The organism is Nguyenibacter sp. L1 (genome assembly GCF_035199985.1).
Classification (GTDB): domain Bacteria; phylum Pseudomonadota; class Alphaproteobacteria; order Acetobacterales; family Acetobacteraceae; genus Gluconacetobacter; species Gluconacetobacter vanlangensis.
In genome coordinates, this window is the sequence record NZ_CP127015.1 from 2443737 (window position 1) to 2462321 (window position 18585).

The window sequence follows — 18585 nt, forward strand, 5'->3', positions numbered from 1 at the left end:
GCCAGGCTTTCAGCAGCCGTCGCCACGCATCGTCCAGGCCGTCACCTTGTCGTTGAACAGTTCGAAGGTGGTCTGGCACGTGCTTACATAGGCGCCATCCCACCACGGACCGCCCCAGCCCCAGCCGGGCCCCCAGCCCGGACCGCCCCACCGGCCGTACCAGCCCCAGCCGCCGCCGGTATAATAGTAGTTGGTATCATAACTGATATAGGCGAGGAACGTGTGCCCATCCGCCTGATACACGCGGGTCGGCACGCCGAACTGGCGCACCACGTCCACCGCGGGACGGTCGAGCATCGCATTCAGCAGCGCGCGTTGCTCGGGGCTCGGAACCTCACAGGCCGTAAACGCCAGCAGCGCAGCCAGCGGAAGAAATCTCGCGTATGTCATGGTGGCAATCTCTTCCAGCCCATGGGGGCACCCCCTCATGGATGCAACCCATGCGCGCAGCCTAGGTAGGGACCTGCACCGCCAGAACAATCGCCCCCATGGCGTATGACAAATATTTCAATTCTCTTCCGAGATCGGTCGCGGCTCTCCTGGGAGTATTCCCCGGCCGGCACCATCCGGGCGCTGCCCGGACCCGGCAGGGGCCTCGGGTCCCCGCACCCTGGTCTGCAAGCAGATGCTCCCTCAATCGTCGCCGATCGAACGAATGATTCGCGCCGGATTCCCGCCGACGAGCGTATTCGCGGGAACGTCCCGGGTGACGACCGCCCCCGCCGCGACGACCGAATTCTCGCCCACCGTCACGCCGCCGATGATGGTCGCGCCGGCTGCGATCCACACGTTTTTCTCAATCACGATGGGCTTTCCGATTATGGCGGTGCGTCGCTGCGCAGGCTCGACCGGGTGGCCGGTGGTGATAAGGCTCACATTCGGCCCGATCATCACATCGTCCGCGATGTCGAGGCCGCCCAGATCATAGAACGTGCAGTTCTGATTGACGAAGACACGGCGCCCGACCCGGATTTCATTTCCGCCGGCGGTATAGAATGGCGGGATCAGCAAAAAGCTCTCATCCACCTTTGTACCGATCAGTTCGCTGAACACGGCCCGAATCTCGTCCGCATCGTCGAACGTCAGACGGTTCAGTCTGGTGGTGATCGCCATGGCGCGTCTGACATGTGCCAACATGGCGGCCGATTCCGGCGTCCGGCTGTAAATAACCCTGGCGTGATCGTCAGTCGGCATGCGTCATGGTCCTCGGGCTGCGGTCGCAGCATGCGTTTCGGCGCGCAAGGGGCACCGGGGGTTCTCGGAATATAACCACCGGCCACGGCAGACCGGACACGGAAAAATCGGCGGTTTTCGTCTTGCCGCCGCCCTGTCGCGACAGGCATGATCGCCGCCATGCGCCGTATCCTGCCGATCTTCGCCTTGCTGCTCCCGACCATGGCGATCGCGGCGCCCGGCCCGTCCGAAATCGTGGCGCATGCGCCCGACACGGCCTGGGCCGACGTGCCGGCGGACCGGCTGCTGGTCATGACGCTGGGCGACGGCAGCCGGATTCCGATCGAACTCGCGCCGCAATTCGCGCCGGCGCATACCGGCAATATCATACGGCTGGCCCGCGCGCACCGATGGGACGGCGGGGCGATCATCCGCGTGCAGGACGATTACGTCGTGCAATGGGCCCCGCACGACGAAAAGGCCAGCCTGCCCACTGGCTTCATCGCCCATCCCCCGGCCGAATACGACCGCCCGCGTCAGGGAATCGCCGTTCGTCCGCTTGGTTTTTCCGATCCCTACGCACCGGCGGCGGGCTTTGCGGCCGGGTGGCCGGTGGGGATGGACCAGGACCGCGTCTGGCTCGCGCATTGCTACGGCATGATCGGCGTCGCGCGCGACATGCCGCCCGATACCGGCGACGGGCAGGAACTCTACGCGGTCAACGGCGAAGCACCGCGCCAGCTCGATCGCAATCTCGCGCTCGTGGGCCGGGTCCTGACAGGCATGGATCATCTCGGCGCGTTGCCGCGCGGGACGGGTACTTTGGGATTTTATACCAATAATACCGGCAAAATCGCGATCCGCACCATAATGCTCGCCACCGACCTGCCCCCCAGGCAACAGCCGCATCTCCAGGTGATGCGCACCGACAGCCCGGCCTTTTCGGCCTATCTCGACGCCCGCGCCAACCGCACCGATCCGTTCTATGTCCATCCCGCCCACGGCGTCGCGCTGTGCAATGTCCCGGTGCCGACGCGCGCGAAGCCGTAAACGGAAGATCACGTCTTCGTAGTTTCAACCGGTCATGCTCGATGCCAGAGGCGGCTTTCGCCCTCATCCGAGACATTCAGTGGACTAAGACAGTATCTCAAAGCGGACGTTCCACTGAACCGGGCATCTTCACCCGTTCAAACGATTCCGTTTGAACGGGATCTGCTCTAGCTCGGCAAGGAGCGCATGAACGCGACCAGTCGGATCACGTCGCCGGGGACGAGGCGGCCTATGGCTCGGGTCGAATAGACGGCATTCACGATCGATCCGTCCGGCGCGAGGACAAAGCCGGTCGTTTCCAGAAAATGTCCGCGGCCGGGATGCCGCATGTCATATGCGCCGGTGCGTGCGACGATCGTGTCGACGTCAGCCGAATGCCCGAGCGGAAACGGCCAGTCATGCCTGGCAGCGAATGCGGCGGACGCGGCCTCGTCGTCGACCGAGAATGCCATGACTCGGATCGCCGCTTCCGACAACGCGTCGGCGGCGTGCGCGAATGCGGCAATCTGTTCGTTGCAGAACGGGCACCAATGGCCGCGGTAAATCAGGATGACCCTGTATTCTCCGTCGAAATCGCGGGCCGGATGAAGCGTTCCGCCGCCGACTTGCGGGATTGTGAGATCCGGAAATTTGTCGCCGTTCTTGAGTTGCTCGGCCATCTGTTCCTCAGCAATCTGGATTGTGTCGGGCAGGCATGCGATTTCCATAGTGGACTGTCCAGTCCATTATGTGAAAGCACGAAGCCATGGGCCGCGAAACCACGATCATGAACCGTCCTCTGACCCCGCGCGGAGCCGCGACGAAGCGGCGCATCGTCGCGGCCGCGGCCGAACTGGTCTATGCGCGCGGTGCGGAGCACGTGAGTCTGGACGAGGTGATGGACATCACGAACACGAGCAAATCCCAGCTCTACCATTACTTCGCCAACAAGGAGGCCCTGGTTCGCGAAGTCATCGAACTGCAGACCAGCCGCATCGTGGAAGCCAATGCGGCCTATCTCGGCGCGCTCGATTCCTTCACCGCGCTCCGTGCCTGGGGAGACATGATCGTCGCAGCCTACCGGGCCAGCGGCGGCGTGGGCGGATGCCCTGTCGGCTCGCTCGCAAACGAATTGTCGACCCGTTCGGAGGATGCCAGGCTGCTGCTGAAACAGAGTTTTTCGACCTGGGCCACGGTGATCGCAAACGGCCTGCGTCGGATGCTGCAGGATGGCCAACTCCGCCCCGATACCGATGTCGACGGGGTGGCCATTGCCATGGTGGCGGCGGTTCAGGGGGGCATACTTCTGGCAAAGACGGCTCGCGACGCCCGGTCACTGGAATGCGCGGTCGATATGGCGCTTGCCTATGTGGAACGGCATCGCTCATGCCGGACATGATGGCTCCGCCGCCGTCGCAGTTTCAGCGAAGCGGCTCACTCACTCGGGCGGTCTCATGATCTCTTCGACGAACGATGCGAACTGGCGCGCTTTCGCCGTCATCATGTGCCCGACGGGAAACACGGCCCAGAGATCGATCGAGGGCAACGACCAGGCCTTCAGCACCCTGACGACGGCGCCGTTTTCCAGTTCCGGGCCAAACATCCAGTCCGAGGCGATCGTCAACCCCATATCGGTCAGGATCGCGGCACGCAGTCCTTCAGCGGCGCTGACGCGCAGACGTCCGGTGACGGAAACCGAAACCGCCGCACCATCGCGCGTGAACGACCATACGCTCGGCAACTGGCTGTAGACGATCGCCTCGTGATTGGCGAGATCCGCAGGGCTTTGCGGCATTCCGGCCCGCGCGAGATAAGCCGGCGTTGCCAGTACCGATCGGCCGCCGGTGGCGATTTTCCGGGCAACTGCCGTGGAATCCGAGAGCGCACCCAGGCGCAGCGAAATATCCACGCCCTCGGCCATAAGGTCGATCATGCGATCGTCGAGAATGATATCGACGTCGAGATGCGGGTGAGCCGCCAGGAATTGCGGCAGCCTCGGGATGACATGCAATCGCGCGAATGTCGTCGCGGCGGAAACGCGCAGTCGTCCGGACAGGCCCGCCCCCGCCCCCTTCGCGGCAAGCTCCGCCTCGTCCGCTTCCTGGAGGGCGTTTCGTGCCCGCTCATAGAAGCGTTGTCCCGCCTCAGTCGGCGTCAGCCCATGTGTGGAGCGGATGAGCAGACTGACCTGAAGCCGGGATTCGAGCTGTGCGATGGTCTTGGATACGGCCGGCTGCCCGACATTGAGATGACGTGCGGCTGCCGAAAACGAGCCGCTCTCCACCACCCGCACGAACGTCGCCATCGCCTGATATCGATCCATGCCATTCCTCCTGGGAATGGTGCTTATCACCTCGACATACCTGCCATGTCGAGCGGCAAGGAGACATGTCTTTCACATGCCCGGGCAGACCGGGCCAGAAGGAAGGCGTCTCGATGCCCGGTTCATTCATACGCGCGGCGGCCGAAGACGCACGGCCGCTGTTTGATGTTTATACGTTCGCGACGCCGAACAGCGTCAAGGTGCCGATCGCGCTCGAGGAGCTTGGTCTTTCCTATACGCTGCATGGCGTCAATGTCCGCAAGGGCGAGCAAAAGACGCCGGAATTCCTGGCGCTCAATCCCAACGGCAAGGTGCCGGTCCTGCTGGATCGGACCGTGGAGAACGGCCCCTTCGTCCTGACGGAATCCGCCGCGATCCTCGTTTATCTTGCCGAGAAGACGGGTCAGCTTCTACCCGCCGGCGGCGATGCGCGCGCCCGCGTCTTCGAGCAGCTCTTCTTTCATGCCTCCGGCCTGAGTCCGGCTTTCGGCCAGTCCGGCTTCTTCCAGCGTTTCGCCGCCGAGCCGCAGCCCATCGCGATAGAGCGCTTCTCCAGCGAAGCGAAACGCACCCTGGGCGTACTCGACGGCGTGCTGGCGAACCGCCCATTCGTTGCCGGCGAGGTGTTCACCATCGCCGATATCGCCCATTTCGGCTGGTTGTGGCGGCGCGCTTTCGCGGGGGTGTCGTTCGAGGACGCGCCCAACGTCGCGCGCTGGTACGGAACAATCGAAGCGCGTCCGGCCGTGCAGCGCGGCATTGCCCGCGTCGAGGCGCTCGTCCCCCAAGACTGACACCCTTTAAGACTGGCACCCTTTCCAGACAAGGAACCCCTCATGTCCATGCTTTTCACGCCGTTCGGGGCGGGCGCGCTGTCGCTCGACCATCGGGTCGTCATGGCGCCGTTGACCCGCCTGCGTTCGGAACCCGGCGACATGCCGGGGGCGCTGATGCGGGAATACTACACGCAGCGCGCGTCCCGCGGCGGGCTTATCGTTTCGGAAGCGACCCCCGTTGCGCGGCAGGGGTACGGCTATGCCGGCGCGCCCGGAATTTACGACGACGCCCAGATCGCGGGCTGGCGCACGGTCACCGACGCGGTGCATGCCCACGGCGGCAGGATCGTCATGCAGCTCTGGCATGTCGGGCGCCAGTCCCATCACGACCTGCAGCCGGACGGCGCCGCACCCGTTGCCCCGTCCGCGATTCAGGCGGAGGGATACGCCTATACCGCAAACGGCCCGGTACCGTTTTCCATGCCGCGTGCCCTGGAACGCGACGAAATTCCGGCAATCATCGAGCAGTTCCGCCAGGGTGCCGCGCGTGCGAAAGCGGCCGGTTTCGACGGCGTGGAGATCCACGGCGCCAATGGCTACCTGCCGGACCAGTTCCTGCAGGACGGCACCAACCATCGCACCGACGAATATGGCGGCCCGATCGAAAATCGCGCGCGCTTCCTGCTCGAAATCACGCAGGTGGCGATCGACGTCTGGGGGGCCGGTCGCGTGGGCGTACGGCTGAGCCCAAGCGGCACCTATGGCGCGATGTCCGATAGCAATCCACAGAAAACCTTCGGCTATGTCGCAGAGAAACTGAACGGGATGGGCATCGCCTACCTGCATGTCGTCGAGCCGCGCATCAGGGGCACGGAATTGATCGCCGAGGGCGATGCGGTCGCGGCCAGGACTCTGCGCGGTGTGTTCAGCGGCACGCTTATCGCCGCCGGCGGCTTCGACGGCGCGGGCGCGGAGGCGATCATTCGGGCGGGTGACGCCGATGCGGTCGCATTCGGGCGGCATTTCATCAGCAATCCCGACCTGCCGGAACGCCTGCGGCACGACCTGCCGCTTACCCCTTACGACCGGTCGACCTTCTACGGCGGCGGGGCACAGGGCTATGTCGACTATCCGCAATACGAAACCGTCGCCTGACCCCCATTCCGGCGCGGAATGACGGATAGTCGTCCGCGCCTTCATCCCCGGGATAACGGGTCGTTCCATTTTTATCCCGTCACGACCATCAATAAAGGAAACAACGATGTCTCTGCAAGCGAAGCTCGATGCGTTCAAGGCCGATTTCGAAGCCGGCAAGCCGCCCTATAACGTGCCGTACTCGGTCATCGAGGTGATGCACCGCGCCACCGCGGAACTGGTCGCGTCCGGCGCCGCCGAAAGGGCGCTCAAGGCGGGTGACAAGGCCCCTTCCTTTACACTGAACGATCCGGACGGCAACCCCGTCTCGTCCGCCGGCCTGCTGGCGAAGGGCCCGCTGGTCGTCAGCTTCTATCGCGGCGTCTGGTGCCCTTATTGCAACATGGAACTCCAGGCGCTTGAAGCGGCGCTGCCGTCGTTCCGCGAACTCGGTGCCAGCCTGATCGCCATTTCGCCGCAGACGGCGGTGAACAGCCGCAAGTCGGTGCGCCAGAACGAACTGGATTTCCCGATCCTGTCGGACACGCACAACGATGTGGCCGCGAAGTTCGGCCTGCGTTTTGCGCTGCCCGACTATCTGGTCGAACTCTACCAGAACCTGAAGAACGATCTGCCGGGCTTCAATGGCGACGATAGCTGGACGCTGCCGATGCCGGGCCGCTTCGTCATCGGCCGGGACGGCGTGATCCTCTATGCCGAGGTGAACCCGGATTACACGCGCCGTCCGGAGCCTGAAGACATGCTTCCGGCCTTGCGCAGGGCCTCGATTGTTACCGTCTGAGGCGGATCGCTATTTCCGAAAAACAAGGCAGGCCGGGCCTGGGCATTAACCCAGTCCCGGCTGTTCGAGACTGTAGATCCACGGCCTGCCGCCGTCCGTGCCCGGCAAATCGGTACGGAGTACAGTCTCAAGAGCGGCTATAACGAAAAAAGCCGGCCCGCGCTGTTTCCATCCAACTATCCGCCGCCCATATAACCGACGTTCTGGAGAGCATCTGATGACCGACGATACCGATTACATCCCACCCAGGGTCTGGACCTGGGACAAGGCCAGCGGCGGTACCTTCGCCAGCATCAACCGCCCGATCGCCGGGCCGACCCATGAGAAGGCGCTTCCTGTCGGCCGGCATCCGCTGCAGCTCTATTCGCTCGGCACGCCGAACGGACAGAAAGTCACCATCATGCTCGAGGAGTTGCTGGCGCTCGGGCATGCAGGCGCCGAATACGATGCGTGGCTGATCCGGATCGGCGAGGGCGATCAGTTCGGGTCAGGCTTCGTCGATATCAACCCCAATTCCAAGATTCCGGCACTGATGGATCGCAGCGGCGCGACGCCGGTTCGCGTCTTCGAATCCGGGGCGATCCTGCTCTATCTCGCGGAGAAGTTCGACGCCTTCCTGCCGAAGGAGCAGCCCGCGCGTGCCGAGACGCTGTCCTGGCTGTTCTGGCAGATGGGGTCGGCACCGTTCCTGGGCGGCGGGTTCGGCCATTTCTACGCCTATGCGCCGACGAAGCTGGAATATCCGATCAACCGCTATGCGATGGAAGTCAAACGTCAGCTCGACGTTCTCGACCGCCGGCTGGCGGAAAACGAATTCGTCGCCGGTGCCGAGTATACGATCGCCGATATGGCGATCTGGCCGTGGTATGGCGGCCTGGTGAAGGGCTGGCAGTACGGCGCGGCGGAGTTTCTCTCGGTACAGGATTACAGGAACGTGCTGCGCTGGGCCGACCAGGTCTTCGCCCGTCCAGCGGTCCGGCGCGGTCGCAAGGTCAACCGTACCAGCGGGGCGTTATCGGACCAGCTTCATGAGCGGCACGACGCCAGCGATTTCGATACGAAAACTCAGGACAAGCTCACGGACGCGCGCTGACGCGCATCCGTGTGGGGGCACATCTGCTACCACCGCGTCAGCAATGGCAGGACAAGACGTGTCGCAAGGGTGACGACGCCGCCGGCCGACAGGTACCATACCGCCAGATAGAGCGGATCGTCGAACGGGCAGGCCAATGCGAAGGTCAGCGCACCGAAGGCGGACGCGGCGATTCCCGCGGCCCATGCCGTGCCGCGGGAATCGGTCGGTGCGCCACGCCTTGCCAGCAGGCCGAGCGCCAGGGCGACGGGCAGGGAAAGCTCCACGATCTTGCGCGCGCAGACCAGGCCGTGCGCCGGGTCCAGCCGGTGCCACAGAACGGCCGGACCAGCCTGCAGGGCATCGACCAGCCACCCCAGACCCAGCAGGACGAACGCCACGCCGCCGACGACGCGCAGACCGCGCCGCGGCGAGTGCGTCGGGCTGAGCGAGAGCAGCGCGGTGACGCCGCTGATGGAAGCGAGCGCCGCAAGACCGGCGGTTTTCCACCAGAAGCTGGGCATATGCATCGCATGCGGCATATCCGGGCGCATCAAGCCCGTCATTATCACCCAGGCGACCTCGCTGATGCCGAGGACCAGAAGTATGGCCGCGTCACGCCAGGGCGTCCGCCGCCTGACCGGATGCAGGTCGGTCGCGAGCCGGTCGATCAGGGGATCAGTCGACATCACCACCTCGTATCACCATGTCGTTCATCCGTCCCAGCCCGCGGTGAATATTGACCTTGACCAGGGCAGCGGATTGTCCGGTGCGCCGCGCTGCCTCCTCGATGCTGAATCCCTGCAGCTTCACCAGCCGGATGACCTCGGCCTGCGCCGGCTTCAGCATGCCGAGCAGACGTTCCAGCGCATGGGTCGTGGTGACTCGTTCCTCGTGATCGGAAATCGCCAGATCGTCTTCGATCGGCACCATGTCCGCCCGGTTCTCGGCCCGCAGCCGGTCGATCCATTTATGGCGCGCGATCGCGGCCAGCCACGGCCCGAATCCCTGCGAGGGATCGAACGTGTGGCGTTTTTCATGTACCGCGAGCAGCGTGTCCTGCACGGCGTCATCGATCATGGGGGGCGGCAGCCGCCGGAGGAAGAAACGCCTCAGCCACGCAGCGGCCTCGGCGAGCACAAGCCGATAGGCATTGGCGTCGCCCTGCTGGGCTGCCGCCATCCAGTGACTCCATTCGGCTTCCGTCACTCTCGCTCCTGTTCCTGCCGCCCCCGCCCTTACGGTCCGCCGGGCGCGGCAAGCGTCAGGATCGGGCGATCGCGATAGTACGCGCCGTATACCATCTTCAGCGCCTCGATCCGAGGGGCATCATACGTTGCGATATAGGAATTTTCCGGATAACGCGCCGCGAAATTCTGGTGATAATCCTCGGCCGGATAGAAGCCATGGTCCGGGACGACCTGCGTCGCGATCGGACGCGCGAAGACATGCGCGGCGTTCAGTTGCCGGATATAGGCGCGCGCCTCCGTCTCCTGCTCCGGAGTGCGCGTGAACAGGACCGAGCGGTACTGGCTGCCGACGTCCGGAAATTGCCTGTTCACCTGTGTGGGGTCCAGCGCGACGGAGAAGAAGATACGCATCAGCGTGCCGTAGCTGACCTGCGTCGGATCGTACTCGACCACAACCGATTCCGCGTGCCCCGTATCGCCGCCTTCGACCGTCTCGTATTCGGCGGTGTCCTTCGTCCCGCCGTCATATCCCGCACGCGTCGCGGTGACGCCGCGTACGTGCTGGAAAACGCTCTGGACGCCCCAGAAACATCCTCCGGCGAAGACGGCGGTGGCATGATGGATCGTCGCGGGCGCTTCGGCGGCTGCCGGCGGCGGCAGACGCGTTGCGAACGGCGTTTCCGCGGCCTGGCACGCCATGCCGAGCGCACCCATGACAATGAGGGAGATGCAGAATATTCCTGACCGTGTCATGATTGGATCCTCTCAGGCCGGGTGGAACGACAGGGCGACGCCGTTCATGCAGTAGCGCAGGCCCGTAGGCGGCGGGCCGTCGTCGAAAACATGGCCGAGATGGCTGCCGCAGGTCGCGCACAGCACCTCGGTCCGATCCATGCCGAGCGTGTTGTCGGCGCGCTCCTGCACGGCATGCGGCAGGGCGCGGTAGAAACTCGGCCAGCCGGTGCCGCTTTCGAATTTCGTGGCGGCGTCGAACGCGGCGGTGTCGCAGCCGGCGCAGGCGAAGCGGCCAGGTCGATGTTCGTTCAGAAGGGGGCTCGACCACGGCGCTTCGGTGCCCGCTTCGCGCAGCACCTCGTATTGCGCGGGCGTCAGCAGGCGGCGCCATTCCGCGTCCGAATGCGAGACGGCATAGGACGGCGCGGCGCGGCCGGGGCGCGCGGCCAGCAGGAACGCGACCGAGGCAAGACAGAACTGGCGGCGGGAGGTCATGGAACCGCTCCTTCACGGTGACAGGTGCCCGGTTCTTCGGCGTGCCGGGGCCATCGGTTACGGACGGCGGCGGACTATCTTTTCGCATGAGCCTGTAACCATTCGCGGGCACGGGACGAACGGACCGACCTCATTCCCAGGAGGCCCCGCAGATGCCCCGACCGCGCCGCACGCCCGCGCTTGTCATCAGGATCACCCACCGGATCGGCGCGCCGTCGATGCTCGCCATGATTGGTAGCGGGTGGCAGATCTACAATGCCTCGCCCATCCTGCCGTTCACCTTTCCGCCGTGGATGACATTGGGGGGATGGCTTGCCCGCGGGATCGCCTGGCATCTGCGTGAAGGGCTGGAGCGCGATCGGCTGCTGGTCCGGCGTGCCGCTTTCGATGGTCCTGCAGCATGTCGGGGCCGGTTTGCGGGCGAAATACGTCGTTTTTCACTGTTTTGACGATTATTCGACCGGCATCGATATGGCGACGGCCCTGCATCCGCAGACCATCATGGTACCGGATTTCGACGATGCCGCGCTGCCGGCGGCCTATGGCGCCCCCATGAAGGTCCGGATCCCGACGAAGCTGGGCTACAAGAAGCCGAAATATCTGGCGGCGATCATCGTCACGAACCGCTTTCCCGGCGGCTATTGGGAGGATCAGGGATATGACTGGTTCAGCGGATCGTAAAATAATCCGCCCGCTGTAACCTCCGGCCTCCTGCAAGCGAAGAACAGGACAGTGGGATGGAATGGCCTATCCCGCAGAACTGTTTTTCAATTGAGGAGAAGCTTCATGGTCATTCGCCGTCTCATGGTCGCCGCCGCATTTTGTTCCAATATCGCCGTCGTGAGCGCCGCGGTTGCGCAGGAAAGCATGTCGCATGACGCGATGATGCATAACGGCATGTCCAGAAATGCCATGTCGCACGACAGGATGGCGTCGAACACCATGTCGAAAGACGGCATGGGGAAACACGCGGACATCACCCATCACGGCATGGCGAAAAATTCGATGTCCAAGGATTCGATGAGCCATGACGGCATGATGATGGCGCCATCACATGACGGTATGTCCAAGCCCAACTGACAGGCTATCGCATTATCTAACTTGGGGGGCGATCGCCGAGAGAGTCTTTTTATTCGCTCGTCGTTCGCCCGCCAGTTTTAAAGCCCGCTTTTTCAAATTTTTCTCCAGAAGCGGACTTTCCGCCGCCGCATTACGCTCTTTCCAAATTCTTGGTACGGTGCTGACGCCTGAGGCTGACCAAGGCCATCAGTTGCGTCGAAGCGACGGAATAAAACCGCGCTCCGCCATCTCTATCCATCTCTATATAAATAGCCTGAATCCTTGATGATTACTTCGATTTGACGGCGATACCCATCACCTCAAAATGCGCGCCACCCAGCAGGCTGCGCGCTCCGATGAAAGCGCGAGCCGGCATTGATCCTTTGAAATAGGTCCGATAGACGGCGTTGAACGCCGCGAAATCTTTAATATCAGAAGCAAAGATCTGTACCCATACGAGGTCGTCCATGGTGAGGCCGGCATTTTCGACAGTCTTTTTGATGCTATCAAGCACCATTTTAGCGCCAGTTGTCGCGTCGGCACCCGGTTTACCTGTAGCAGGGTCATGGTCGGTAGTACCGGCGATATAGAGGGTATTACCGGCCAAAACGGCGCCGCTAAATGGCGGAGCGTTGGTCAGACTCGCCGGCACTCCCTCGGGCGCAAAATGCTTAACCTTTGTCGCGGCCTGCGATGCGGTGGCGAGCAGCATTGCAAGGAGAGCGGGAGCAACGTAGCGCATGATTACCTCTTTATAAAAAATTTATGGAAATACCTTATCATTACGAATACCTTATAAAAAGGGCTTTGCTGCGCTCGCAAGTTTTTTTTCTTGGCGCACCAACAAATATGGTGCCTTTGCAGGCTTCTCCGCCGCGTGCGCATTTTGGATCGCGACAACCAGGGCTGTGCGTCATAATTGGCGATCAAAGCGAGCATGACGACCAGTGAAGACATACACGACACCGCGCTTCCCGTAAAAAAGCAGCTCGAAGCCTATAACGCCCGCGATATCGACGCTTTCATGAAATGGTGGGCCGCAGACTGCAAATATTACGAATTCCCCGCTCGCCTGCTGGCCGACGGCGCCGCCGAAATCCGGGCCCGCCACATCGCGCGCTTCCAGGAGCCGAACCTGTGCGGCAGGCTGCTGCACCGCAGCGTCGTCGCCGACATGGTCCTCGATCATGAAATCGTCACCCGAACCTTCCCCGAAGGTCCGGGCGAGATCGACGTGATCGCGATCTATCAGGTGAAAGACGCGAAAATCCATCAAGCCTGGTTCAAGCTCGGCACACCCCGCCTGCACGCCGGACCGGCCTGACCTGCCAGACAGGGCAGCCCGGCCGGGCTACGGCACCAGGATCGTGCTGCCCGTCGTCGCCCGCGCCTCCAGCGCCTGCTGGGCGGCGGCGGCCTCGGCCAGGGCGAAACGCTGGCCGATCCGCACCGCCAGCGCCCCCTGTCCGATCATGTCGAACAACGCGGCCGCACCCTTCAGCAGGGCCGGGCGTTGCGCGATATAGGTCGCAAGCGTCGGCCGGGTCAGGTACAGGCTGCCGCGCGTGGCCAGCATGCCCGCCGATATCCCCGTCACCTCGCCCGAGGCGTTGCCGTAACTGACCATCAGCCCGCGCGGCGCCAGGCAATCCAGGCTGGCGACGAACGTCTCCTTGCCCACGCTGTCATAGACCACCGGCACCATCGCGCCGTCGGTCAGCTTGCGCACTCGCGCCGCCAGATTGTCATGCCCGACCAGAATCTCGGCGGCGCCGTTCTGCCGCGCCAGCTCGCCCTTGTCCTCGGACGAGACCACGCCGATCACCCGCAGCCCCAGATGCCGCGCCCACTGGCACATCAGCAGCCCGACACCCCCCGCCGCCGCATGCACCAGGATCGTCTCCCCGGCCGTGGCCTGGTACACCTCTTGCAGCAGCATATGCACCGTCAGCCCGCGCAGCATCGCCGCCGCCGCCGTATCGAAGCCGATATCCGGCGGCAGGGTCACCACCCGATCCGCCGCGATGGTGCGCAATTCGGCATAGCTGCCCAGCGCGCTGGGATAGGCCACGCGATCGCCGAGCGCCAGGCCGGTCACGTCCGCGCCCACCGCCTCCACCACGCCCGCGCCCTCCATGCCCGGAACGGCGGGCAGGGACGGCAGCTTGTAGATCCCCTTGCGAAAATAGATGTCGATGAAATTGACCCCGATCGCCTCCTGCCGCAGCAGGATCTCGCCCCGTCCGGGCACCGGGTCGGGCAGCATGTCCAGCGTCAGGACCTCGGGTCCGCCGTAATCATGGATGCGCACTGCCCTGTACATCGCAATTTCTCCCTTGAATTTCAGGTTCGGATAAAGATTTGTCTTAAAACAGATCGGCCGGATGCGCCGGGATCGGCGCCCGCTCCAATTCCAGCAGATACAACTTGTCCGCCAGCCCGCCATCGCCCGAATAGCCGCCCAGCCCCCGGGCGGCGACCACCCGATGGCACGGGATCAGGATCGGAATCGGGTTGGCGCCATTGGCCTGCCCGACCGAACGCGGCGACCCGCCGGCCACCTGCGCGATGTCGCGATAGGTCCGGGTCTGTCCCGGCGGGATCGCCCGCAGCGCCTGCCACACCGCACGCCGATAGGGCGTGCCGTACGGGGCCAGCACCAGGTCGGAGAAATCATCCGCCGCCCCGTCGAAATACGCATCCAGCCGGTCGCACGCAGCACGCAGCAGGTGCGTCTCGTCCTGGTCGCGCCCCCAGCCCCAATCCAGGGCGACGATCGCCCCGTCTTCCTCGGTCAGGGTCAGATCGCCCAGCGGCGAATGCATCGAAAGTTGCGGCATAGTATGATCCCGGGCTCGGCCCGTCCCAATATCGTTCTGGCTGCGCATTTTGTACTCTTCCGCCGCCGGATGCGACATGCAACAGGGTGCGAGCACCCGCAACCGAAGCGCCGCAACCAGAAAGGACCCAGGCAGCATGACGCAGACAGGCCAGGCGCCCATCTTCGCGCTGGCGACCGGGGCAGGGCGCGCGGCCATCGCCGTACTGCGCCTCAGCGGCACCGGCACCGGCCCGATCCTGCGCGCCCTGTGCGGCACCCTGCCGGAACCGCGCCAGGCATCGCTGCGCGGGCTCTGGCGCCGTGCGGCAGGTGCCGAACCGGTCCTGCTGGACCGCGCCCTCGTCCTGTGGTTTCCCGCCCCGCGCTCCTATACCGGCGAGGACAGCGCCGAACTCCATCTGCACGCCGGCCCGGCGGTCATCGCCGGGGTCGCCGATGCGCTGGTGGCGCTGGGCGCCCGTCCGGCCGAACCGGGCGAATTCACCCGCCGCGCCTTCACCAACGGCCGCCTCGACCTGATCGAGGCCGAAGGCATCGCCGACCTGATCGACGCGGAAACCGAGGCCCAGCGCCGCCAGGCCCTGGGCCAGGCCGACGGCACGCTCAGCCGTCTCTATGAAGGCTGGGCCGACCGCCTGCGCACCGCGCTGGCCCATCAGGAAGCCCTGATCGACTTCCCCGACGAAGACCTGCCGCCCGAAGTCGAATCCGCCTTGCTGGCCGAACTGGCCGCCTTGCGCGACGCGATGCGGGCCCATCTGGACGATGCCGGCCGGGGCGAGAAACTGCGGCGCGGCCTGGTCTTCACCATTGTCGGGCCGCCCAATGTCGGCAAATCCAGCCTGCTGAACGCGCTGGCCGAACGCGACGCCGCGATCGTCTCCTCGATCGCCGGCACCACCCGCGATGCGATCGAAATCCGGGTGGTGCTGGGCGACGTGCCCGTCACCCTGATCGACACCGCCGGCCTGCGCGAGACCGAAGACGAGATCGAGGCCGAGGGCGTCCGCCGCGCCCTGTTTCACGTGAAACAGGCCGATTGCGTGATCGCCGTGACCGATGGCACGGCGCCTCCGTCGGACCTCCCGCCCGGCGCCCTCCTGGTGCGCAACAAGATCGACCTCGCCGAACACGCCCGGCACCAATCCCCCGAGGGCGCCCTGGCCGTCAGCGTCCGCCAGGGTACCGGCATGGACGCTCTGCGCGCTGCCCTGGCCGACCGTGCCCGCGCCTTGACCGCATCCCGGGCCGGGCCGCCGCTGACGCGGGCCCGCCATCGCGCCGCGATTGAAGAAAGCGCTGGCCATCTGGCCCATGCACTCGATATGGACTGGCCAGAGATGCGGGGCGAGGAACTGCGCCTGGCGATGCGCGCCCTGGGGCGCCTGACCGGCCGGGTCGATGTCGAGGATCTGCTCGACACCGTGTTCGGCCAGTTCTGCATCGGCAAGTAGGAAGGAGCGGGCAGGGGTGAGCGGCGAATATGACGTCATCGTGATCGGCGGCGGCCATGCGGGGTGCGAGGCCGCCGCTGCCGCCGCGCGCTGCGGCGCGCGCACGATGCTGCTGACCCACCGCCGCGACACGATCGGCGCCATGTCGTGCAACCCGGCCATCGGCGGCATCGGCAAGGGCCATCTGGTGCGCGAAATCGATGCGCTGGACGGGCTGATGGGCCGCGCCGCCGATCGCGCCGGCATCCATTTCAAGCTGCTCAACCGCTCCAAGGGCCCGGCGGTGCACGGCCCGCGCGCCCAGGCCGACCGTTCGCTCTATCGCCGCGCGATCCAGGACCTGCTGGCCGAGACCCCTGGTCTCGCCATCGTCGAGGGCGCCGCCGGCGACCTCATCCTGGACCAGGCCGGACACGCCGCCGGCGTGGTGTGCGAGGACGGACGCCGCTTCGCCGCCGGCGCGGTGGTGCTGACCGCCGGCACCTTCCTGCGCGGCGTCATCCATATCGGCCATGACAGCCGCCCTGCCGGCCGGGTGGGCGAGGCCCCGGCCCACGCGCTCGGCGAACGGCTGCAGGCACTCGGCCTGCCGATGGGCCGGCTCAAGACCGGCACGCCAGCCCGGCTGGATCGCGCCACCATCGACTGGGACGCTCTGGCCGAGGATCGGGGCGACGCATGCCCCGAACCGTTCAGCCGCCTGACCGGCCGGATCGCCAATCCGCAGATCGCCTGCCGGATCACCGCCACCACGCCGCGGACCCATGCACTGATCCGCGACCATCTGCATCTCTCGGCCGTCTATGGCGGGGCAATCGCCGGACGCGGCCCGCGCTACTGCCCGTCGATCGAGGACAAGGTGGTCCGCTTCGCCGAACGCGACAGCCACCAGATCTTCCTCGAACCCGAGGCCCTGCCGGGCAATCCGGGCGGCAATCTGGTCTATCCCAACGGCATCTCCACCAGCCTGCCGGCCGATATCCAGGAACGGATGATCCATTCTATCCCCGGCCTGGAGCGCTGCACCATCGTCCGCCCGGGCTATGCCGTGGAATATGATTATGTCGATCCGCGCGCCCTGGCCCCGACCCTGGAACTGCTCGCGCTGCCTCGCCTGTTCCTGGCCGGCCAGATCAACGGCACCACGGGGTATGAGGAAGCCGGCGCCCAGGGCCTGCTGGCCGGCATCAATGCCGCCCGCCGCGCCGGTGGCGCCGACTGCGTCACCATCGATCGCGGCAGCGCCTATCTGGGGGTGATGATCGACGACCTGACGACCCAGGGCGTCTCCGAACCCTATCGCATGTTCACCTCGCGCGCCGAATACCGGCTCAGCCTGCGCGCCGACAATGCCGATCTGCGCCTGACCGGACGCGGCATCGGCTGGGGCTGTGTCGGTGCCGCCCGCGCCGCCCTGTTCCATTCCGATGCGGCCGCCATCGCCCAGGCCATGGACAGGGCGGGGCAGGAGAGCTACCTGCCCGACGCCCTGCACCAGGCCGGGATCGCCGTCTCGGCCGATGGCAGGCGGCGCAGCCTGCGCGACGTGCTGGCCACCACCGCCGCTCCCGACGCCATCGACCGCATCGCGCCCTGGTTCGCCGCCCTCGACCCGCGCGTCCGCCGCCATGTGGAGACCGAATCCCGCTATAGCGGCTACCTGCTCCGCCAGCAGCGCGAAATCCGCCAGCTCGAGGCCGAAACCCGCATCGCCCTGCCGCCCGATCTCGATTATCGCCGCATCGGCGGCCTCAGCACCGAAATGCAGGAACGCCTGGCCGCCGCCCGCCCCGCCAGCTTCAGCGCAGCCCAGCGCATTCCCGGCATCACCCCCTCGGCGCTGATGGCGCTGCTCTCTCATTTGCGGCAGGCGGCATGACGTTTCACGTGAAACATCAGGACGCGATGCCCGACGATCTGCGCCGCCGGCTCGATGCGTTCGCCGCCATCCTCACTCGCTGGAATGCCCGCATCAATCTCGTCTCGCCGCGCGATCTGCCCCATCTGTGGGACCGTCATATCGCCGACAGCCTGCAACTGGCCAACCTGGTCCCGCCCGGCGCGCGCCTGGCCGACCTGGGCTCCGGCGGCGGCTTCCCGGGCCTGATCATCGCGATCGCGACCGGGACCGACGTTACCCTGATCGAATCCGACCAGCGCAAGGCCGCCTTCCTGCGTGAGGCCGCTCGCGCCACCGGCACCAGCGTCACCGTGCTGGCCTCCCGGATCGAGGACGCCGACATCCCCCAGGTGCAGGTCGTCACCGCCCGCGCGCTCGCCGCCCTGCCGCAACTGCTCGACTGGGCATCCCGTTTCCTGGCTCCGGACGGATTTTGTCTGTTCCTCAAGGGCAGAAACGTCACCGATGAGTTGACCGCGGCCGCCGCCGGCTGGCACATGACCATATCCCGATTGCCAAGCCGCACGAACGCGGACGGCACCATTCTCAAACTGGGTAACATCAGGCGTGCCAGACACTCAGAACGCGCACAGGGCTGACG

24 protein-coding genes are annotated in these 18585 nt (G+C 65.2%); 13 read left to right on the plus strand and 11 right to left on the minus strand.

Going from position 1 to position 18585, the window contains the following annotated elements:
• Window positions 1–9: 9 nt before the first annotated feature.
• Both QN315_RS11010 and QN315_RS11015 read right to left on the minus strand, forming a co-directional pair.
• A complete protein-coding gene (locus QN315_RS11010; RefSeq protein WP_176638947.1) occupies window positions 10–390 on the minus strand; it encodes a hypothetical protein in 381 nt (126 codons plus the stop codon).
• Window positions 391–633: 243 nt separating this feature from the next.
• The gene (locus QN315_RS11015; RefSeq protein ID WP_323989321.1) at window positions 634–1194 is read right to left on the minus strand and encodes a sugar O-acetyltransferase; all 561 of its coding nucleotides are present in this window, start codon (window positions 1192–1194) and stop codon (window positions 634–636) included.
• 159 nt (window positions 1195–1353) lie between these two features.
• On the opposite strand from QN315_RS11015, the gene QN315_RS11020 reads away from it, so the two are divergent.
• Entirely contained in the window at window positions 1354–2223 is an 870-nt protein-coding gene (locus tag QN315_RS11020; RefSeq protein ID WP_323989322.1) for a peptidylprolyl isomerase, read from the plus strand.
• A gap of 167 nt (window positions 2224–2390) precedes the next feature.
• Here QN315_RS11020 and QN315_RS11025 read toward each other — a convergent pair whose 3' ends face one another.
• Window positions 2391–2930 carry a redoxin domain-containing protein gene (locus QN315_RS11025; RefSeq protein WP_323989323.1) on the minus strand — a complete coding sequence of 180 codons (540 nt, stop codon included), beginning with the start codon at window positions 2928–2930 and terminating at the stop codon, window positions 2391–2393.
• A 38-nt stretch (window positions 2931–2968) separates the two neighbouring features.
• On the opposite strand from QN315_RS11025, the gene QN315_RS11030 reads away from it, so the two are divergent.
• Window positions 2969–3601, plus strand: a complete 633-nt coding sequence (locus QN315_RS11030) for a TetR/AcrR family transcriptional regulator (protein ID WP_323989324.1) — start codon at window positions 2969–2971, stop codon at window positions 3599–3601.
• Between the two features lie 39 nt (window positions 3602–3640).
• Here QN315_RS11030 and QN315_RS11035 read toward each other — a convergent pair whose 3' ends face one another.
• Window positions 3641–4525 carry a LysR family transcriptional regulator gene (locus QN315_RS11035; RefSeq protein ID WP_323989325.1) on the minus strand — a complete coding sequence of 295 codons (885 nt, stop codon included), beginning with the start codon at window positions 4523–4525 and terminating at the stop codon, window positions 3641–3643.
• 113 nt (window positions 4526–4638) lie between these two features.
• Here QN315_RS11035 and QN315_RS11040 point away from each other — a divergent pair, with 113 nt between their 5' ends.
• From QN315_RS11040 to yghU, 4 genes are all read left to right on the plus strand, one after another.
• Window positions 4639–5319, plus strand: coding sequence for a glutathione S-transferase N-terminal domain-containing protein (locus tag QN315_RS11040; RefSeq protein WP_323989326.1), 681 nt, complete (start codon window positions 4639–4641; stop codon window positions 5317–5319).
• Between the two features lie 42 nt (window positions 5320–5361).
• A complete protein-coding gene (locus QN315_RS11045; RefSeq protein ID WP_323989327.1) occupies window positions 5362–6456 on the plus strand; it encodes an alkene reductase in 1095 nt (364 codons plus the stop codon).
• 106 nt (window positions 6457–6562) lie between these two features.
• Window positions 6563–7237: a peroxiredoxin-like family protein gene (locus tag QN315_RS11050; protein ID WP_323989328.1), complete on the plus strand. Its 675-nt coding sequence runs from the start codon at window positions 6563–6565 to the stop codon at window positions 7235–7237.
• Between the two features lie 217 nt (window positions 7238–7454).
• Complete coding sequence (gene yghU / locus QN315_RS11055) at window positions 7455–8330, plus strand: glutathione-dependent disulfide-bond oxidoreductase (protein WP_323989329.1); 876 nt, start codon at window positions 7455–7457, stop codon at window positions 8328–8330.
• Window positions 8331–8356: 26 nt separating this feature from the next.
• Here the strand turns inward: yghU and QN315_RS11060 are convergent, their stop codons facing one another.
• Genes QN315_RS11060 through msrB form a run of 4 tightly spaced genes read right to left on the minus strand, consistent with a single transcriptional unit; the run spans window position 8357 to window position 10729 of the window.
• The gene (locus QN315_RS11060) at window positions 8357–8998 is read right to left on the minus strand and encodes a DUF1109 domain-containing protein (protein WP_323989330.1); all 642 of its coding nucleotides are present in this window, start codon (window positions 8996–8998) and stop codon (window positions 8357–8359) included.
• On the minus strand, window positions 8988–9518 hold the full coding sequence (locus tag QN315_RS11065) for a sigma-70 family RNA polymerase sigma factor (RefSeq protein ID WP_317135219.1): 531 nt from the start codon (window positions 9516–9518) through the stop codon (window positions 8988–8990). The genes QN315_RS11060 and QN315_RS11065 overlap by 11 nt, the downstream gene beginning before the upstream one ends.
• 29 nt (window positions 9519–9547) lie before the next feature.
• Complete coding sequence (msrA, locus tag QN315_RS11070) at window positions 9548–10252, minus strand: peptide-methionine (S)-S-oxide reductase MsrA (RefSeq protein WP_323989331.1); 705 nt, start codon at window positions 10250–10252, stop codon at window positions 9548–9550.
• 12 nt (window positions 10253–10264) lie between these two features.
• Window positions 10265–10729, minus strand: a complete 465-nt coding sequence (gene msrB, locus QN315_RS11075) for a peptide-methionine (R)-S-oxide reductase MsrB (protein WP_323989332.1) — start codon at window positions 10727–10729, stop codon at window positions 10265–10267.
• Between the two features lie 152 nt (window positions 10730–10881).
• Between msrB and QN315_RS11080 the strand changes: the two genes are divergently transcribed.
• From QN315_RS11080 to QN315_RS11090, 3 genes are all read left to right on the plus strand, one after another.
• On the plus strand, window positions 10882–11178 hold the full coding sequence (locus QN315_RS11080) for a hypothetical protein (RefSeq protein WP_323993823.1): 297 nt from the start codon (window positions 10882–10884) through the stop codon (window positions 11176–11178).
• Window positions 11117–11410 carry a molybdopterin-dependent oxidoreductase gene (locus tag QN315_RS11085; protein ID WP_323993414.1) on the plus strand — a complete coding sequence of 98 codons (294 nt, stop codon included), beginning with the start codon at window positions 11117–11119 and terminating at the stop codon, window positions 11408–11410. Before QN315_RS11080 ends, QN315_RS11085 begins: the two co-directional genes overlap by 62 nt.
• A gap of 123 nt (window positions 11411–11533) precedes the next feature.
• Window positions 11534–11809: a pentapeptide MXKDX repeat protein gene (locus QN315_RS11090; protein ID WP_323989333.1), complete on the plus strand. Its 276-nt coding sequence runs from the start codon at window positions 11534–11536 to the stop codon at window positions 11807–11809.
• 268 nt (window positions 11810–12077) lie between these two features.
• Here the strand turns inward: QN315_RS11090 and QN315_RS11095 are convergent, their stop codons facing one another.
• Window positions 12078–12530, minus strand: a complete 453-nt coding sequence (locus tag QN315_RS11095) for a Rid family hydrolase (RefSeq protein ID WP_323989334.1) — start codon at window positions 12528–12530, stop codon at window positions 12078–12080.
• 177 nt (window positions 12531–12707) lie between these two features.
• Between QN315_RS11095 and QN315_RS11100 the strand changes: the two genes are divergently transcribed.
• Window positions 12708–13112 (plus strand): nuclear transport factor 2 family protein, encoded by a 405-nt coding sequence (locus QN315_RS11100; protein WP_323989335.1) that lies wholly within the window; start codon window positions 12708–12710, stop codon window positions 13110–13112.
• Between the two features lie 27 nt (window positions 13113–13139).
• On the opposite strand, the gene QN315_RS11105 is transcribed toward QN315_RS11100, so the two are convergent.
• Together QN315_RS11105 and QN315_RS11110 are read right to left on the minus strand one after the other, a co-directional pair.
• Complete coding sequence (locus QN315_RS11105; RefSeq protein WP_323989336.1) at window positions 13140–14111, minus strand: quinone oxidoreductase; 972 nt, start codon at window positions 14109–14111, stop codon at window positions 13140–13142.
• 43 nt (window positions 14112–14154) lie between these two features.
• Window positions 14155–14628 (minus strand): methylated-DNA--[protein]-cysteine S-methyltransferase, encoded by a 474-nt coding sequence (locus tag QN315_RS11110; RefSeq protein ID WP_176638929.1) that lies wholly within the window; start codon window positions 14626–14628, stop codon window positions 14155–14157.
• 136 nt (window positions 14629–14764) lie between these two features.
• Between QN315_RS11110 and mnmE the strand changes: the two genes are divergently transcribed.
• The 3 genes from mnmE to rsmG are packed head-to-tail and all read left to right on the plus strand — an operon-like array spanning window position 14765 to window position 18583.
• A complete protein-coding gene (gene mnmE / locus QN315_RS11115) occupies window positions 14765–16084 on the plus strand; it encodes a tRNA uridine-5-carboxymethylaminomethyl(34) synthesis GTPase MnmE (RefSeq protein ID WP_323989337.1) in 1320 nt (439 codons plus the stop codon).
• 16 nt (window positions 16085–16100) lie between these two features.
• Window positions 16101–17963, plus strand: coding sequence for a tRNA uridine-5-carboxymethylaminomethyl(34) synthesis enzyme MnmG (gene mnmG / locus QN315_RS11120; RefSeq protein ID WP_323989338.1), 1863 nt, complete (start codon window positions 16101–16103; stop codon window positions 17961–17963).
• Window positions 17960–18583, plus strand: coding sequence for a 16S rRNA (guanine(527)-N(7))-methyltransferase RsmG (rsmG, locus tag QN315_RS11125; protein ID WP_323989339.1), 624 nt, complete (start codon window positions 17960–17962; stop codon window positions 18581–18583). The genes mnmG and rsmG overlap by 4 nt, the downstream gene beginning before the upstream one ends.
• The last annotated feature ends 2 nt before the right edge of the window (window positions 18584–18585 follow it).

Coding starts and splice junctions, on each gene's coding strand:
- rsmG (WP_323989339.1), top strand. CDS start 17,960: ATGACGTTTCACGTGAAACATCAGGACGCGATGCCCGACGATCTGCGC.
- QN315_RS11095 (WP_323989334.1), bottom strand. CDS start 12,530: ATGCGCTACGTTGCTCCCGCTCTCCTTGCAATGCTGCTCGCCACCGCA.
- QN315_RS11040 (WP_323989326.1), top strand. CDS start 4,639: ATGCCCGGTTCATTCATACGCGCGGCGGCCGAAGACGCACGGCCGCTG.
- QN315_RS11090 (WP_323989333.1), top strand. CDS start 11,534: ATGGTCGCCGCCGCATTTTGTTCCAATATCGCCGTCGTGAGCGCCGCG.
- QN315_RS11035 (WP_323989325.1), bottom strand. CDS start 4,525: ATGGATCGATATCAGGCGATGGCGACGTTCGTGCGGGTGGTGGAGAGC.
- QN315_RS11050 (WP_323989328.1), top strand. CDS start 6,563: ATGTCTCTGCAAGCGAAGCTCGATGCGTTCAAGGCCGATTTCGAAGCC.
- QN315_RS11015 (WP_323989321.1), bottom strand. CDS start 1,194: ATGCCGACTGACGATCACGCCAGGGTTATTTACAGCCGGACGCCGGAA.
- msrB (WP_323989332.1), bottom strand. CDS start 10,729: ATGACCTCCCGCCGCCAGTTCTGTCTTGCCTCGGTCGCGTTCCTGCTG.
- QN315_RS11105 (WP_323989336.1), bottom strand. CDS start 14,111: ATGTACAGGGCAGTGCGCATCCATGATTACGGCGGACCCGAGGTCCTG.
- mnmE (WP_323989337.1), top strand. CDS start 14,765: ATGACGCAGACAGGCCAGGCGCCCATCTTCGCGCTGGCGACCGGGGCA.
- QN315_RS11045 (WP_323989327.1), top strand. CDS start 5,362: ATGTCCATGCTTTTCACGCCGTTCGGGGCGGGCGCGCTGTCGCTCGAC.
- QN315_RS11085 (WP_323993414.1), top strand. CDS start 11,117: ATGGTCCTGCAGCATGTCGGGGCCGGTTTGCGGGCGAAATACGTCGTT.
- QN315_RS11110 (WP_176638929.1), bottom strand. CDS start 14,628: ATGCCGCAACTTTCGATGCATTCGCCGCTGGGCGATCTGACCCTGACC.
- QN315_RS11030 (WP_323989324.1), top strand. CDS start 2,969: ATGGGCCGCGAAACCACGATCATGAACCGTCCTCTGACCCCGCGCGGA.
- msrA (WP_323989331.1), bottom strand. CDS start 10,252: ATGACACGGTCAGGAATATTCTGCATCTCCCTCATTGTCATGGGTGCG.
- yghU (WP_323989329.1), top strand. CDS start 7,455: ATGACCGACGATACCGATTACATCCCACCCAGGGTCTGGACCTGGGAC.
- QN315_RS11020 (WP_323989322.1), top strand. CDS start 1,354: ATGCGCCGTATCCTGCCGATCTTCGCCTTGCTGCTCCCGACCATGGCG.
- QN315_RS11080 (WP_323993823.1), top strand. CDS start 10,882: ATGCCCCGACCGCGCCGCACGCCCGCGCTTGTCATCAGGATCACCCAC.
- QN315_RS11025 (WP_323989323.1), bottom strand. CDS start 2,930: ATGGAAATCGCATGCCTGCCCGACACAATCCAGATTGCTGAGGAACAG.
- QN315_RS11010 (WP_176638947.1), bottom strand. CDS start 390: ATGACATACGCGAGATTTCTTCCGCTGGCTGCGCTGCTGGCGTTTACG.
- QN315_RS11060 (WP_323989330.1), bottom strand. CDS start 8,998: ATGTCGACTGATCCCCTGATCGACCGGCTCGCGACCGACCTGCATCCG.